Origin of the sequence: Shewanella sp. MBTL60-007, from assembly GCF_019654915.1 — a bacterium.
Lineage (GTDB): Bacteria > Pseudomonadota > Gammaproteobacteria > Enterobacterales > Shewanellaceae > Shewanella.
In genome coordinates this window covers 77,145-92,221 of sequence record NZ_BPET01000017.1, presented here as the reverse complement: position 1 = coordinate 92,221, position 15,077 = coordinate 77,145, and the positions used below count along the sequence as shown (strand labels likewise).

General features: G+C 45.1%; 13 protein-coding genes. 4 read left to right on the top strand and 9 right to left on the bottom strand.

What is annotated here, in order from left to right; all coding sequences use genetic code 11:
• Window positions 1–350 precede the first annotated feature (350 nt).
• Window positions 351–1,580: a sodium/glutamate symporter gene (gene gltS, locus K5Q92_RS08255; protein ID WP_220768528.1), complete on the bottom strand. Its 1,230-nt coding sequence runs from the start codon at window positions 1,578–1,580 to the stop codon at window positions 351–353.
• A 526-nt stretch (window positions 1,581–2,106) separates the two neighbouring features.
• Between gltS and K5Q92_RS08250 the strand changes: the two genes are divergently transcribed.
• A complete protein-coding gene (locus K5Q92_RS08250; protein WP_220768527.1) occupies window positions 2,107–3,375 on the top strand; it encodes a dicarboxylate/amino acid:cation symporter in 1,269 nt (422 codons plus the stop codon).
• A gap of 75 nt (window positions 3,376–3,450) precedes the next feature.
• On the opposite strand, the gene K5Q92_RS08245 is transcribed toward K5Q92_RS08250, so the two are convergent.
• The 4 genes from K5Q92_RS08245 to K5Q92_RS08230 form a co-directional block, all read right to left on the bottom strand.
• Window positions 3,451–4,365 carry a pseudouridine-5'-phosphate glycosidase gene (locus K5Q92_RS08245; RefSeq protein WP_220768526.1) on the bottom strand — a complete coding sequence of 305 codons (915 nt, stop codon included), beginning with the start codon at window positions 4,363–4,365 and terminating at the stop codon, window positions 3,451–3,453.
• The gene (locus tag K5Q92_RS08240; protein WP_220768525.1) at window positions 4,359–5,450 is read right to left on the bottom strand and encodes a PfkB family carbohydrate kinase; all 1,092 of its coding nucleotides are present in this window, start codon (window positions 5,448–5,450) and stop codon (window positions 4,359–4,361) included. The genes K5Q92_RS08245 and K5Q92_RS08240 overlap by 7 nt, the downstream gene beginning before the upstream one ends.
• 536 nt (window positions 5,451–5,986) lie before the next feature.
• A complete protein-coding gene (locus K5Q92_RS08235) occupies window positions 5,987–7,726 on the bottom strand; it encodes an aspartate:alanine exchanger family transporter (protein WP_220768524.1) in 1,740 nt (579 codons plus the stop codon).
• 60 nt (window positions 7,727–7,786) lie between these two features.
• Window positions 7,787–9,181: a glutamate decarboxylase gene (locus K5Q92_RS08230; protein ID WP_220768523.1), complete on the bottom strand. Its 1,395-nt coding sequence runs from the start codon at window positions 9,179–9,181 to the stop codon at window positions 7,787–7,789.
• A 495-nt stretch (window positions 9,182–9,676) separates the two neighbouring features.
• On the opposite strand from K5Q92_RS08230, the gene K5Q92_RS08225 reads away from it, so the two are divergent.
• Entirely contained in the window at window positions 9,677–9,979 is a 303-nt protein-coding gene (locus K5Q92_RS08225) for a putative quinol monooxygenase (RefSeq protein WP_220768522.1), read from the top strand.
• Window positions 9,980–10,044: 65 nt separating this feature from the next.
• On the opposite strand, the gene K5Q92_RS08220 is transcribed toward K5Q92_RS08225, so the two are convergent.
• From K5Q92_RS08220 to K5Q92_RS08210, 3 genes are all read right to left on the bottom strand, one after another.
• Window positions 10,045–10,251, bottom strand: coding sequence for an AbrB/MazE/SpoVT family DNA-binding domain-containing protein (locus tag K5Q92_RS08220; protein WP_220768521.1), 207 nt, complete (start codon window positions 10,249–10,251; stop codon window positions 10,045–10,047).
• Window positions 10,252–10,360: 109 nt separating this feature from the next.
• Entirely contained in the window at window positions 10,361–11,218 is an 858-nt protein-coding gene (locus K5Q92_RS08215) for an AbaSI family restriction endonuclease (protein WP_220768520.1), read from the bottom strand.
• A gap of 163 nt (window positions 11,219–11,381) precedes the next feature.
• Complete coding sequence (locus K5Q92_RS08210; protein WP_220768519.1) at window positions 11,382–11,840, bottom strand: YaiI/YqxD family protein; 459 nt, start codon at window positions 11,838–11,840, stop codon at window positions 11,382–11,384.
• A 165-nt stretch (window positions 11,841–12,005) separates the two neighbouring features.
• Here K5Q92_RS08210 and K5Q92_RS08205 point away from each other — a divergent pair, with 165 nt between their 5' ends.
• On the top strand, window positions 12,006–12,683 hold the full coding sequence (locus K5Q92_RS08205; RefSeq protein WP_220768518.1) for a DUF2461 domain-containing protein: 678 nt from the start codon (window positions 12,006–12,008) through the stop codon (window positions 12,681–12,683).
• Window positions 12,684–12,906: 223 nt separating this feature from the next.
• Window positions 12,907–14,256 carry an RsmB/NOP family class I SAM-dependent RNA methyltransferase gene (locus K5Q92_RS08200; protein WP_220768517.1) on the top strand — a complete coding sequence of 450 codons (1,350 nt, stop codon included), beginning with the start codon at window positions 12,907–12,909 and terminating at the stop codon, window positions 14,254–14,256.
• Between the two features lie 148 nt (window positions 14,257–14,404).
• Here K5Q92_RS08200 and K5Q92_RS08195 read toward each other — a convergent pair whose 3' ends face one another.
• Window positions 14,405–14,944 (bottom strand): YfaZ family outer membrane protein, encoded by a 540-nt coding sequence (locus K5Q92_RS08195; RefSeq protein WP_220768516.1) that lies wholly within the window; start codon window positions 14,942–14,944, stop codon window positions 14,405–14,407.
• Between the last annotated feature and the right edge of the window lie 133 nt (window positions 14,945–15,077).

Here is a 15,077-nt window from a genome sequence, read left to right as displayed (position 1 = left end):
AAAAACAATCAATGAAAGCATTATTCCAATAATTTTATTGTTCATAGAAAACTCCATTTACTATTATTAACGACAAGCTGGCTATATCCCTCCAGCGCTTCCATTAATAACACCCCCCGATAAACAATAAAAATAATGAAATGTTAATTTATTTCTTTTTATAATAATTTACATTAATTAAAAAATATTAAAGTTATTACATTGCTAGTGTTCGGTCTGTTTTGTAAAGGTGATATAACAAACAACGTCACCGCTTACACTTTGGCGCAAAGCTCCTACCTTTGGTGACTGCTCGCCCAGAGATTGCCGAGCAGTCGTAATCCCCTTGCACTATACGCAATGAAACAGGATTAAAAATAAACGAATAAATTAATAATCATCGCGTTAATAATATCGATAAAGAAACCACACACCAGAGGCACAATAATAAAGGCCCTATGCGCCGCACCATATTGCTGAGTCACCGCCGTCATGTTGACAATCGCCGTTGCGGTAGAGCCCAAAGTCACACCACCAAAGCCCGAGCAGATCACAGCCGCCTCATAGTCTTTACCCATCATTCTAAATACCACAAAGATGGTAAAGATTATCGATAATAATACCTGTACTGCCATCACCACCGAGATATAGAGCAAGCTACCTTCTAGCTCCCACACCTTAAGGCTCATCAACGCCATGGTCAGGAACATACCCAAACAGATATCTTGAATAAGCGACAAGCCTTGTGATGCATCATCTAAATAGGCTCTGTCTTTGACCTCTCTGCGGCTAAGGATGGCTCTGCCGATATTACCGATGATAATACCAGCCAATAAACAAGCGACGAACATAGGTAGCTTAACCCCAGCCTCTTGCAGAGCAAGATCGATAAAATACCCAATAATCAAGGTGACGTTTAGCCATAGCCAAGCTCTCAACACGCCAAAGTAGTCCACCTTAATATGTGATGAGCCAGCCTGATGACTGGTACCAATATCAAGATCAGAGTCATGGTTAGCCTGGACCTTATGACGTTTCATCAAATACGCTGCAATTGGGCCGCCTATCACACAGGCAGAGATCAACCCCAGTGTATTAGAGGCTATACCTAGCTCGCTCGCATTGGCAATGCCTAACTCCTCAACAAAGGTTGGCGTCCAAGCCATCGCCGTGCCGACTCCACCAATCAATGCAATCGACCCCGACATCAAGCCAGCCTTGGGGTCTAAACCAAACAGCGAGGCTATAGTCACACCGGTAAAGTTTTGCAGGAAGATGAACACACTCGCCAGTGTAATTAAGATAAGTAGCGGCTTGCCGCCTTTAAGCAAGGTCGCAAAATCGGCTTTCAAACCAATACCTGCGAAAAAATACAACAGTAATACATCACGAATTTCGAGATTAAATTCAATCTGAATATCGAAGGCATAGTAAAGAACACCCACAATTGCCGCACAAGCAAAGCCGCCCACTACTGGCTCTGGAATACTGTATTTTCTGAGTAGCTCATAGCGAGAGATAATGTATTTACCGATAAATAACGCGATTATCGCCAAGGTAAAAGAGACGAAATCTTTAATTTCAATTAACTGTGTTTCCATGACAATCGATTAATCCCTGTAGAAGGTTAATAGCAAATACCTGAAAAGAGAGGTTCTCCCTCTTGTTGCCGAATCCCCATTGATAGCCCTTATACTTGACTTAAGAGATAGCGTATCGGTATCACGCAGCCTAGATATCATCATAGAAGCATTAGGCTAATTAATCACCCCGTTATTTTACAATAATTTAACCCTTCATCCTCTCCCCCCAATTTCATATCCACCTGCAGCCACAACAACATTCAGCCGAATTGCTCCGCACATTATCCAGAATAAGCGATTACACCTGTACGTAACAAAGCGCCAAACTTGCAAAGAAACATCGGAACATATACGTTAAATAACATAAAAATGTTAACAGTTTGATAACAACAAGTTTTGTAGTTGATTCTAATTCAGGCAAACTGCATCAAATAGCTTGGTCGGACTTGTGAACCCCGTCTCTTTAGTTGAATACTTTTTATACCAATCAAGGAGCGTTTATCTAAGGAAGGAAGTAACCAACATCATTGAAGGCAGCAGACTTATGTTTAAATCATTATCATCCCGTATATTCGTCGGCTTATTTGCCGGCCTAATATTAGGGACACTGTTCCAATACGGCTTTAGCGAAACCAGCTTTGCCAACACCACCCTTGTGGATATCGCATCCGGCGCTGGTAGCATGTTTGTCCAGCTCATTATGATGCTGGTTGTGCCACTAGTCTTTTTCAGCATCGTTAGCGGTATTATCGAGCTGAAAGACCTAAAGTCATTTAGTCGACTCGGTAGTAAGACGTTTGCTTTATATCTCGTTAACACCATTATCGCGATTGCAGCGGCCATTGGCCTTGCGTTACTTATTGCCCCCGGTCAAGGCATGCAACTAACTGGAGAAGAAGGGGCAGCCCTCTCTTCCACCAGCCTACCTAGCTTTATCGATATGATTGTAAATATTATTCCAAGTAACCCATTTCAGGCGTTTGCAGACGGTAATATGCTACAGATTATCTTTATGGCACTGCTAACTGGCGGCATCATTAAGGCGTTAGGCGATGATGTAAAACCTATCGTGACTTTCTTCAAGTACGGCAACAAAATCATGCTCAAGGCGATTACAGTTGTGATGCAAGTTGCGCCAATTGGTGTATTTGCCCTCATGGTTAAGCTGGGTGCCACCTTCGAGCCATCTGCATTTGTCAGCGTATTGAGCTATATGGCGGTGATTTTAAGCTTACTCGCTGTATGGGCGCTTGTGGTTTACCCAGTCGTTGTAGGTATGACAACTAATATTTCCGCTGGCGAGTTTCGCCGTAAAACCCGCGAGCAGTTCCTGTTTGCCCTCTCAACAGCCAGTTCAAACGCAACGATTCCTGTTACCATGCGCACCTTAACCGATAAACTGGGCGTTAAACCCAGCGTTGCAGGCTTTGGTGTGCCTATGGGCGCCACCATGAACATGAGTGGTGTGGCTATATACATCACTGTCGCAGCTTTCTTTGTCGGCAACGCCTTTGGCTACCCCATCACAACGGATCAAATTCCAGCACTGGCCTTTAGCGTGTTCCTGCTGTCTATTGGTGCCGGCGGCGTACCAGGGGGCGGTATTGTGATGATCGGCGTGCTTATTCATCAGATGGGCTTACCTGTCGAGGCCATCGCATTAGTTGCAGCGCTCGATCGTATCATCGATATGTTCTGTACCAGCACCAATGTGGTTGGTGACTCCGCTGTTGTCAGTATTGTCGACCACAGTGAGAAGCACGACTTAGCTGCGCCATCATCGCTGGAGCTGAATGCCGAGCCGCGTACATAGCTGCGTATAGAGTCACTAAGCGCTCAAAGTAAAAAAGGCACCCTCGGGTGCCTTTTTGCTCACTATCACTTTCGTTTACTTAGCGTATTCAACTGCAATGTTTGCCGCTAGTTTGGCGTTATTAAACACAAGCTCAATATTGGCAGCCAAGCTTACACCTTTGGTGGTTTCAGCCACTTTAGCCAATAGGAATGGCGTCGATGCTTTGCCCGAAATTCCTTTGCTGTCCATCTCTGCTACAGCGTCAACAATCACTTGATCGATCATAGCTCTGTCTAGCTGGTGCGCCTCTGGAATTGGGTTAGCAATCACTAAACCGCCCTTAAGATCCATATCCCACTTAGCCTTCATTGCCGCAGCAATCTGCGCTGGAGTATCTAGCTGATAATCAACACCAAACTCACTTTCACGGGTATAGAATGCAGGTAGCGTCTTAGTTTGATAACCCACAACTGGTACACCTTGAGTTTCTAGGTACTCTAGGGTTAAGCCGATATCTAAGATTGATTTTGCGCCAGCACAAACTACAGCAACATCGGTATTAGCCAGCTCTTGAAGATCGGCAGAGATATCGAAAGTCTGCTGCGCGCCACGGTGAACGCCACCAATACCGCCGGTTGCGAACACTTTAATGCCCGCCATTTCCGCTAGAATCATGGTCGAGGCTACAGTCGTTGCACCGTCTACACCTTTAGCAACAATAAATGGAATATCACGGCGGCTAGTCTTAATCACATCTAGTCCCGCTTTACCTAGGTATTCAATCTCTTCATGGGTCATACCCACTTTTAGGCGGCCTTTTAGAATCGCAATTGTTGCAGGTACCGCACCGTTGTCACGAATGATCTGCTCAACTTTAAGCGCCGTCTCTACGTTTTGCGGATAAGGCATACCGTGAGAAATAATGGTCGACTCCAATGCAACCACAGGCTTACCTGCTGCTAATGCTGCTGCAACTTCTGGATTAATATCTAGGTACTGCTCTAACATAACGACTCCTTGATAACGCGCTTAACGGTAATTTCAGACATATTAGGGTTTATTGTGGCTAGGTGAGACAACGCAACGACTGCGGCTCCCATAGCAAATTGAGTAGACTCTTTGGTGGTCCACTGCTGGATCCAGCCGTGAGCTAGGCCTGCTAAAAACGCATCACCCGCGCCATTGGCATTGACCATAGACACAGTCATAGCGGGGACTAACGCTTGTTCGCCCTCATCGCTATAAAACACGCCATCAGAACCTAGACTTAAGAAGATGCGCTTCACGCCTTGGCTGTGGAACCAGTTTGCTAGTTCAGGCAGTTGCTCATGGCTATCAATAGTGATCCCAGACAGCTGCTCAGCTTCTTTAAGGTTAGGTTTTAAGGTGTGGACAGAGCTTAAGAAAGGCTTAATTTTCTTTGCTTTAGCGCAAGAGACTGTATCGACAAAAATGGGTCTATCTGAGAAGTTACTTAACAGATATTCCAGAGACTCTGCCGATAAGTTGGCATCAACAATAATCAGCTCAGCTCGGCGCAGCACTTCCTCGTGGGTTTTCAACACGGCCACACTGAGTCTGTCCAAAATAGCCATATCATTAATGGCGACATGCATATCGCTGTCCCCATCAAGTACAGATAGATAGGTTGAGGTCGCAAACTCATCGAGTTGAATGCAGCCCTTCATATCAATGCCAGCCTGTTGACACTGAGTCATGATCATCTGGCCATAGGTATCTTTACCTAGTGCGCTAATCAGATGGGTATCAGAGCCGAGTCTTGCTAAGTTTTCTGCGATATTGCGGCCCACGCCTCCCGGTGAGCAGCTCACGCTACCTGGATTAGAGTCACCGACTTGTAGGGAGTGCAGAGGACGGCCAAGAATATCCATGTTGGCACCACCAATAACGATGGCATAACGTGATTCGGCAAGAATATAACCTTTACCTTTTATCACGCCCTTATGGGTTAAATTCATGATATGCCCCGCCACCGCGGAGCGACTGATCCCCAGTTGATCTGCGATATTTTGCTGCGGGATCAATGGGTCTTGTTTAAGTAGTGCTAGTATCTCGAGTTCGCGTTCTGTCATTGTTATTATCCAGTCGACACGGCCAAACAAACATTTGTTTGGATACCAAACTTTTGTTTAAACTTATGCTGAGGATATGCTTAATTAATTGATTAATCAAGAGCGACAATGTTTGATTGGAGGAAATTGTGATCGAGATGCTGAAAGGATTAGCTTAAGTAACGCTAAATTAGTTACAAATTAACAACCTGTTATCTGCAGACAAATAAGAGTGTGCTCGCAATTTAAGCGGCGCGAACACAGTCAATTCAGGCTCTAAGGGAGTACAACGGCTCTGCTATTTAATGTGAAGGTAGCTGAAGATAAGGCGCTTTGATTTAATTGAGAGATACGAGTAATGGATACAACTAGATATGGCAGCGGAAGACAAAGTTAATATAGATGAATACAATAAAAGGCCGACACTCACACTCCAGAGGAGCTGTCTCACACAGGACGGAGTACCTCACAAAGAGCTGCGAGTATCGTAAACCTATTATCTATCTTCTCACTCTGAACAAGCACTTAACCCTAACGCTAAGCACTTATTCTAAAAGCTAAATCACCATAGTTAAGTACCCTAAAACTAGCACTATCATAGAAGTAAGCGCATAAGGTACAGGGTAGCCTACGGCAGGCATATCGCTTTGACAAGCATCCTGAGCCCCCTTCATTGCCGGAGTGCTATTACGTCCGCCAGCACAAGCCCCTGCCAATATCGCCGGATTCATTTTACGAACATATAAACCATAGAGCCAAGCAAGTAAGGGAGGAACTAATGCGGCAGTAAGGCCCAGTGCGGCAATCTTAATGACCACGACACCTTGAAATGATGCCAAAATTTTAGGGCCGACCGTCGCGGCGAGCACAGCAACAAACAGACTCAAACCGATATCTTGTAAGAAACTTCTCGCCCCTTCGCTCATCGGCCCACCAAAGTTGGGATTACGGGTCCTTAAGAAGGAGAAAATAATCCCAGTTAGCATGCAGCCTGCCGATGTCCCTAATGCGAAGGGGATCCCACCTAAAGTAACGCTAAGGTGACCACAAACATAACCAATGAGTAGCGACAGAGCGAGGTAAAATGTCTCTGTTAGCGTGCTCTCAACAATAGGCGTACTATTGAGTTTCTTGGCAACCTGCTGCACACACCAATCTGAGCCTGCAACTCGCAATACATCGCCAATTTCGACAACGGCTTGTTGGGTTACGGGTAGCTGATGTCCTTGTCGAAACAGCGCTTTAATGTAAACACCAAAGCCCACCTCATCACTAATTTGAGCAATGGTTTTACCAGTATAATCTGACTTACCTAGATGGATATCTGCCACTTCAATGTCGACATTTCTTGCTCTGGGTTCATCGACCTCAACACCGACAAAAGCGCCATCGTCTATCAACACATGGTAGTCGCCTCGAATACCGATCACATCACCTAAGGCGAGTTTTGGATTATCAGCTGCATCAAATACTTGCTCGCCTCGAACCACTTTTAAAATCGCAGCATGGGGAAATTTCTTAAACAGCGACTCAACGCTTTGACCAACTAACTCTTGGTGCTCAACACGATAGGCACGAATGTCTAACGGCAACACACCGAGATTTGAAAAACCATTCGTGCTGGGTAGCGCCTCAACATCATCACCGACCCCGAATTCTGCTTCGGCATCTTTACCCGCCTTTACAGGATCGATCCCAAACATCGCGGGTAAATACTTAATAAGTAAAATAATGAAAACACTGGATAAGACATAACTAATAGCATAACCCGCAGCGATATTCGCGCTCACTTGATCTAACGTCATACCCGCTGGTGCCTTAAACGCTCCGGAGGAGATAGCCGATTGCGCAACACCCATCACCGCCGTGACGGTATAACTGCCCGAGATTATCCCTGCAGCATAACCTGGGGCTAAACCGAGTAATTTGGCGCCGAAAAATACGATAAGAAAGTTACTAAAGACCACTATCAGGCCTATCACGACAAAATCGAGGCCGCCTCTAGCAAGTCCGGAGAAAAACTGCGGCCCCACCTTCATGCCTATCGCATACATAAACATCATCAAGAAAATGTCTGACACTAATCCGGGCTCTTCGATTTTCAACCCATAAACTGAAAAAGCCGTCAGTGCGATAGCCACACCTACGACTAAGGTTCCGGCCGTTGAGCCTAGGGCTATTCCCTTGATAGAGATCTTGCCAAGTGGGTAACCGATAGCGATGGCTAAAAATAGAAACACAAAGGGGTTATGAGCGATATAACTAAACACAAAACTGAATAACTCAGAAATATTCATAATCATTTCTCACTAAGTTATATAGAAAAAGGCCGTCTATGTAGACGGCCTTTCGACTAGTTAACCATGATTAAAGCCTGCAGACTCTTTGGCGTCACTGCCGTGTGAAATAGGATGTTCGGCAAAAAACTCGACACAATGCTTCAAGTCAGCCACTAATAAGTCGGCCTGATCTCGACTAAAGCCATGACGAACCAAAATACGCATAATGACTAAGTCCTCTCTCTTAGGCGGCATCGCATAAGCTGCAATCTGCCAACCTCGAGAGCGGATACGATCTGAGAGGTCAAACAGATTAAACCCTGGGTCTATGCCTTCTTTTAAGGACCAACTCATCGCAGGGATCCCACCATGACCATCATAGATAATCTCGAACATACCCAGCTTTTCAATCTCGCTCGACAGGTATTGCGCCGTGTCGTAACAAGCCTGATGGATCTTGCGATACCCCTCTTTACCTAAACGTAAGAAATTATAGTATTGCGCGACTATCTGTCCGCCTGGGCGGGAGAAGTTCAGTGCGAAGGTGGGCATGTTACCGCCGAGGTAGTTCACATTAAAAATAAGGTCTTCATCTAACGCTGATGCATCTCGCCAAATAACCCAGCCCACACCAAGAGGACTCAAACCAAATTTATGACCCGATGCATTAATCGATTTGACCCGTGGTAATTTAAAATCCCATTCTAGCTCTGGCTGGCAAAATGGCGCTAAAAATCCCCCACTGGCGGCGTCAACATGTATTGGGATATCCAGTCCGGTATCTTTTTGCAACTGATCGAGCGCATCATGCACCGCCTTTACTGGTTCGTATTGACAGGTGAACGTCACCCCTAGGGTTGGTACCACCCCAATAGTGTTCTCATCGCAACGTTTAATCACCTCTTCAGCATTCATGATTAAACGATCGCCTTCCATCGGAATTTCACGTAACTCTATGTCCCAGTAACGCGCGAATTTATGCCAGCAAACCTGCACCGGGCCGCAAACCATATTGGGTTTATCCGCTGGTTTACCTAACGCCTTCATCTTCTTACGCCAAGCCCATTTCAATGCCATACCACCGAGCATCGCAGCTTCGCTCGAACCTGTAGTCGAGCAACCTAAGGTGTTTTCAGCGTCAGGAGAGTTCCATAGATCGGCAAGCATATGCACGCAGCGGGCTTCAAGTTCTGCAGTTTGAGGATATTCATCTTTATCGATCATATTCTTATCGATACATTCGTCCATCAATTGATGGACTTCATCCTCAACCCAAGTTTGACAAAATGTCGCTAGGTTTTGACGGGAATTTCCGTCCATCATCAGCTCGTCGTGTACGATTTGATATGCATGACGTGGATTATTTTCCTGCTCAGGCATCTTATATTTAGGCATGGATAAAGCTAAATCTGTCGATGAGTAGATATCATCTAAGAGGTCGTCTCGCACAGTATCTTTTGAGTGAAGAGGCATTATATTTTACTCCAATGAATTAAATAAAATTTCCTACTAGCTGGCGATGGTCAGCTGACATAACCAACATAGAAGATAGCAGCTACAACCACAACAACAACCAGAATAAAAAACCACAAAATTAATCCAGAGTTAATACAAAAAACATAAAGCGATGCACTCAACAGCTAAAAATAACAACAAGAAAACCAAAGTCAACATTTTAGACCACCACCAACACCTTAAGATAACTTTAAAACCCTTTGTACAACCTTGATTTTTGAGCCGCTTTTACTTATTAACCATAAGGCAAACTCAGGCTGTAATTGTAGCCATTTCATATGCGGCTACCCGCTCACTAATATGAATAGCCACTGATATTGCTACAGGCATACAAAGTTTATCGTGCTCAGCAATTCTCAAACTTATTTTGATAATAAAAGCCTGTGTTCGGCACGCTCATCGGGATCTACTATAGTTGACACATCAAAGGTAACCTCAAATCGAGAGAACAAAATGACTCAATTAACCACTCAGTTAACGATAGTGGCAAATATCACGGCCCATGCCGATAAAGTTGAAATAGTAAAAGCTGAACTAATTAAGCTGATTGCAACTACTCGTGAGGAAGAGGGTTGCTTGCAGTATGATCTGCACCAAGATAATGACAACCCCGCCCATTTCACTTTTTATGAAAACTGGAGTTCAAGAGCGCTTTGGCAAGCTCATATGAATGCACAACATATAAAAAACTATGTCGGCGCAACGGAAGGAATGGTTAAGGAGTTTACCCTTAATGAGATGACTCTTATTGGTTAAGTGAGCAAGGGCCAGCAATACAAATCCGACTCCCAAAACTCATATAGCAATTAACACAGTGGCGACTATGCATCCTCTTCATGCATATACCCTTCGATCAGTTCCATCTGCTCAGAGAGCTTATCGTCGACGTTGGCTAAGCGGTAAGTTCCATGAGGTAACCGTTCAAGGCTAATGCTATCACCAGCATGTAAATGCAATTGCTCAACGACCTCTTTTGGCAGTGTGACACCTAACCCCTCACCAATCACCTGTATTTTGAGTTCAGCCATAATCATCACCTACTCTATCTATTAATATGACAATGTACTTTGTGCGTCCTCCGAAGTAAGAGAATTCACTATTAATATTATAGTTGAACTCTCCTTTTTCAGTGCTTGTTCACTGCTTTGTTGATCCCAGCTCAAACTCGGTTGCCACTCGCTTCCAATAGACACCTGACTCGTAACTGGTTTTATCTCTATCAAGAATAAAAAGGCCCTTAAAGCGATACATAGTCTGCCCAAGCTCATCTTTTACACGAGCAAAAACCATTTGCTGAATGTTCTCAGCTAGATTCTTATCAATAAACTTGCGCTTCTTTTCCTCTGATTCGATACAGTATTCATGAATTTCACAGCCGTCATAACTGATATGATTAAACCACTGCTCGTTAGGATAAAGCTTAGGAAACCATAGCTTTATATTGGGGTGGTGAGGTACGCTGGCTGAAGAGCGCTGCCATCCTTTATAGTTATGCCCGAGTAGGTTACAGACTTCAGATGAAGTACGCAGAGCCACGTTTTCGCTGACACGAATAACACCTCGGCTCTGTAGGTAGTTTACGCTGTGCTCAATTTCAGGATCCCAAGGTTGAAAATGACCCGCTGTTTTTTGCTCCTCAACTGTTCGCTGGATACCAGCTACAATTTGGTCGACCTGTTGGTTAATCATCTCAATTGATACCGAGGCATCGATGCGCTTAATCTCGTGATCGGTCGCCGTTATGATATCGAGTTCTCGGATCTTGTCTGCGTCGATCTGCTGCTTATGAAAGCCTTCATCGATCTCAATATGCAGCTTTAGCTGAGGCAGATACAGATCGGTCAGCGCAAAGCCATCTGGCCTAGCAACGTATTGCTGGGTGACGAACTTAATATCGAGATCATCGACCTTATGGATAATGCGAGTAATGGCGTACAACTCAAAGCGCTTACTTTTACAGCGTTGAAGTTGCCGTGTCATGTGTAGGGTTTTCATCTCGGGTAAATCTAACTCATTCAAATAGAAAAATGGCGTATTTTAAGTACTTGCAAGAGGGAAATAAATTCGTTGTCACGAACAGCGTTCAGCAAGTTTAAACTTGAACAACATTAAAAGGAGAGCGGCCGCTCTCTCTTAATAGCCCCTAGAACCTACAGGCTCAATTATTTGGCTTATGATGCTTGGTTATAAAGCGGTCTAATTGGTTACCAAAGGCTTGCTTCTCGCTGGCGCCGATTGCAGAGGGGCCGCCAGTTTGCACACCACTAGCGCGCATGGTGTCCATAAAGTCACGCATATTGAGAATCGATTTGATGTTCTGCTCGGTATAGAGTTCACCACGAGGATTTAACGCCACTCCGCCTTTATCTATCACCTCAGAAGCCAGCGGAATATCGGCGGTGATAACGAGATCTCCGGCCGTTAAGCGTTTAACAATCTCATCATCAGCAACATCAAACCCTGAGGATACGCTCACTAGATTGATATAAGGCGATGGGGGGATGCGCATCCAGTGGTTAGCCACCAGCGTCACTTCTATTTTGGCTCTGTCTGCCACTCTAAATAATATCTCTTTAATCACACCCGGACATGCATCGGCGTCAACCCAAACCTTCATTTATACTCCTCTCTGCGCTGTCTGATTCGCGCCATAAAAACGAGCACAGATTATAACAGCAATTTTGTATTAATCTTAGCAAGGTACGCTGCGAAAGTAGATCAAGCTCCACCACTAAGATATCCTCTATTCTAACTCTTTCTTTAAAGCTAGGATGTTACTTCTATGAGCCTGTTTTCTCCTGCATGTTTTGACTTTTTAAACCAACTTTCAGTCAATAACGACAGAGAGTGGTTCAAGGCTAACCAACAGACATATGAAGATAAGGTTCGCACTCCTGCACTTAAGTTCATTGAGGCGATGCAGCCACAACTCCTAGCGCTATCCCCTCGTTTGACTGCGGTCCCTAAGAAAGTTGGCGGCAGTATGATGCGCCCCCAGCGTGATAGCCGTTTTAGTAAGGATAAAACCCCCTATAAAACCAATGTCGGCATACAATTTAGACATTTTCAGGGCAAAGATGTGCATGCACCTGGACTCTACCTGCACCTTGCCAACGATGGCTGCTTTGTTGGCGCGGGCATTTGGCATCCAGAATCTACGGCCCTCAATGCTATTCGCAGCTGTATCGATGAAAACCCTAACGGCTACAAAAAAGCGCTGCGTGAGTTAACGAGTCACGGATTCGAGATGCAAGGCAGCAAGCTGGTTCGCCCACCTAAAGGCTATGACAAAGACCACCCCATGCTAGAGGAGCTTAAGCGTAAAGACTTCATTGCGATTAAGCCCTTGAGCATCGAGCAGGTTTGTTCACCAGAGTTTGTCGATATTTGCGCCCAAGAGTTTGCCGCCTGCCAACAACTGATGCTCTATCTCTGCTTTGCACTCGACTTAGATTTCTAGGGATTTCTAGGGATTTCTAACATTAAAAGAGTGGTAATTAGAGGGGAAATTCATCTAGATATTCTCCCCTAGCCTTACCGAGTGATCGTTTGCGACAAACAGCTTAATCAGCCTTGCTCCTTAAGGCGTTTCTCGCAAGCGCCTCTACACTCCCCTGCAATCTCTGCTACAATTGCGCCAGTTTTAATTTCCAGCCAATTTAGGCAAGTTCAGGCACACTTTAATGGTAGAACCTTCATCATCTCCACAAAACGCTTTTCAAGCAGATACTCCTGCGCAAAAACGAGCATTAAGCTATAGCAACACCATACATCAGCTGTTTGTCAGTGTGATGAGTGAAAAGCTACCAGCAGACCGCATTGTTGGAGAGTACTTCAGGACCCATAAAAAACATGGTTCTAAAGATAGACGCGTCATTCGTGAGAGTCTGTTTGCGCTATTTCGTTGGTGGGGCTGGCTCAAAAAGATCCATATCAGTGAGCAACAAGATGCAAGTTGGTTTGCCTGTCTAAGTCTGGTTGCCGAACTCGAAGGGCATAAGTGGACTCAATTTAGCGCTGCATGGCAAGAATTTGCCAACCAGTCACCTGAGTTTAATCTAAGCCCAGCGAAGCAAGCCTTGGTTAGTGTGAGCGACCGCTGTGCGTATTTAAACCAGCAATTTGCCGATCTAAGCTTCAACGATACGGAGTTATTGCCAGATTGGTTTTGGCAGCTAGTTGAGGTCAGTGGCACCGAAAAGCAGGCGATTATCGAAGCCATGTGTTCACGCCCGCCAATCTGGGGCCGAGCACAAACTCTCACCCAGCAACAACTGATTGACTCACTCGCTAACGATGAAATCACAGCCATTGCTAGTGAGTACTTTGATGATGCAGTAAGTCTTGGACATAAGAGCGTTAACCTTAATGCTATCGGCGCCTATCAACGTGGCGAGCTTGAGATCCAAGATCTTGGCTCTCAAGTCATAGGACAGATCTGCGCTCCGAAAGCGAATGAGTTGTGGTGGGATACCTGCTCAGGCGCTGGCGGTAAAACACTACAGCTACGCTCTTTAATGCTAAGACAAGACTCATCGGCGTCTGGGACAATAGTCTCATCAGATATTCGCCGCAAGCCGTTAGAAGAGCTGACCAAACGCGCCAAGCGTGCAGGCTTTAATGGCATTAGCACCGCACCATGGAAAAGCGATGATTTACCGGTTAAGGCGAACGCTTTTGATGGCGTATTAGTCGATGCCCCCTGTAGCTGCACGGGTACTTGGCGACGTAACCCGGATATGCGCTGGCTCGATGAGCAAAGCGTAGTCACTGATAAGCATGCTCTACAGTTAGATATCCTGACTCGAAGCGCCAAAGCGGTTAAACCACAAGGGCAGCTCGTTTATGCTACTTGCTCACTCTCTACTATCGAAAACGAACAGGTAGTAAACGCCTTCTTAGGGGCAAACCCAGAGTTTGAGCTGCAAACAGTGACACATCCCTTTACTGGCAAGCAAACTCAAATGCTCACCATCTGGCCCCACGAAGCCGATAGCGATGGTATGTTTGTCGCGAAGATGAAAAAGCGCTAATACAGGCTCTCAGATGCTAAAAGTAAAAAAACGCCATACTATCGTATGGCGTTTTTTTGGGAGTCCCTTCTCGCAGTCCATATGCCTAGGCATATATTTAGCTCTTTCAACCGCATCTAATACCGAGCACAAACAGACAGAATGCGGCTTAGAATGAGGCTTTGGCACCTAAGTAGAAACCAGAATCTAAGCTAGTGTTTGACGCATTGTCATACTGCAAACGGACATCACGATACCCCACAAACAGGGCTAACGCAGGGTTAAGGTTATATTGCACGCGACCATCTAACTGCCACGAACCATCAATATCACCAAAAGATAACACCGATGGTGAATAGTAGCCCGAGCCATAGATAGAAACATTTGAACCTAATTGCATCCCATAACGACCACCAATTCCGACGAAGTTACCGTTTTGACTCTTCTTTGACCATACCTGAGAAAACTTAGCACCAAGCTCAAAGTGATGAATACCTGCATCATGGGCAATATGCAGCGCGCCTGATAACATCTGGCCACCTTTATCGGCATAGATATACTCAACAGACCCGTTAACATCTTTGTTGAGTGCGAACTGTAACTCAGTCGACAGGGTGTCGTCATTGAGGCCAAATGTAAAATCTGTCGCATGAGCATTGATAGACAAGGCACTCAGTACAAGCGTTGCCATTATAGTTTTAACTGTCATAGATAATTCCGAAACTTATAAGCTTTCGGCAAGCATACACAAAGCTCTGACGCTTTTTTATAGAAACCTGAGCTCACACAGTGCATTTAAATAAATAGCGACAACTGAAAAACCCCAATACAACAAAAACAAC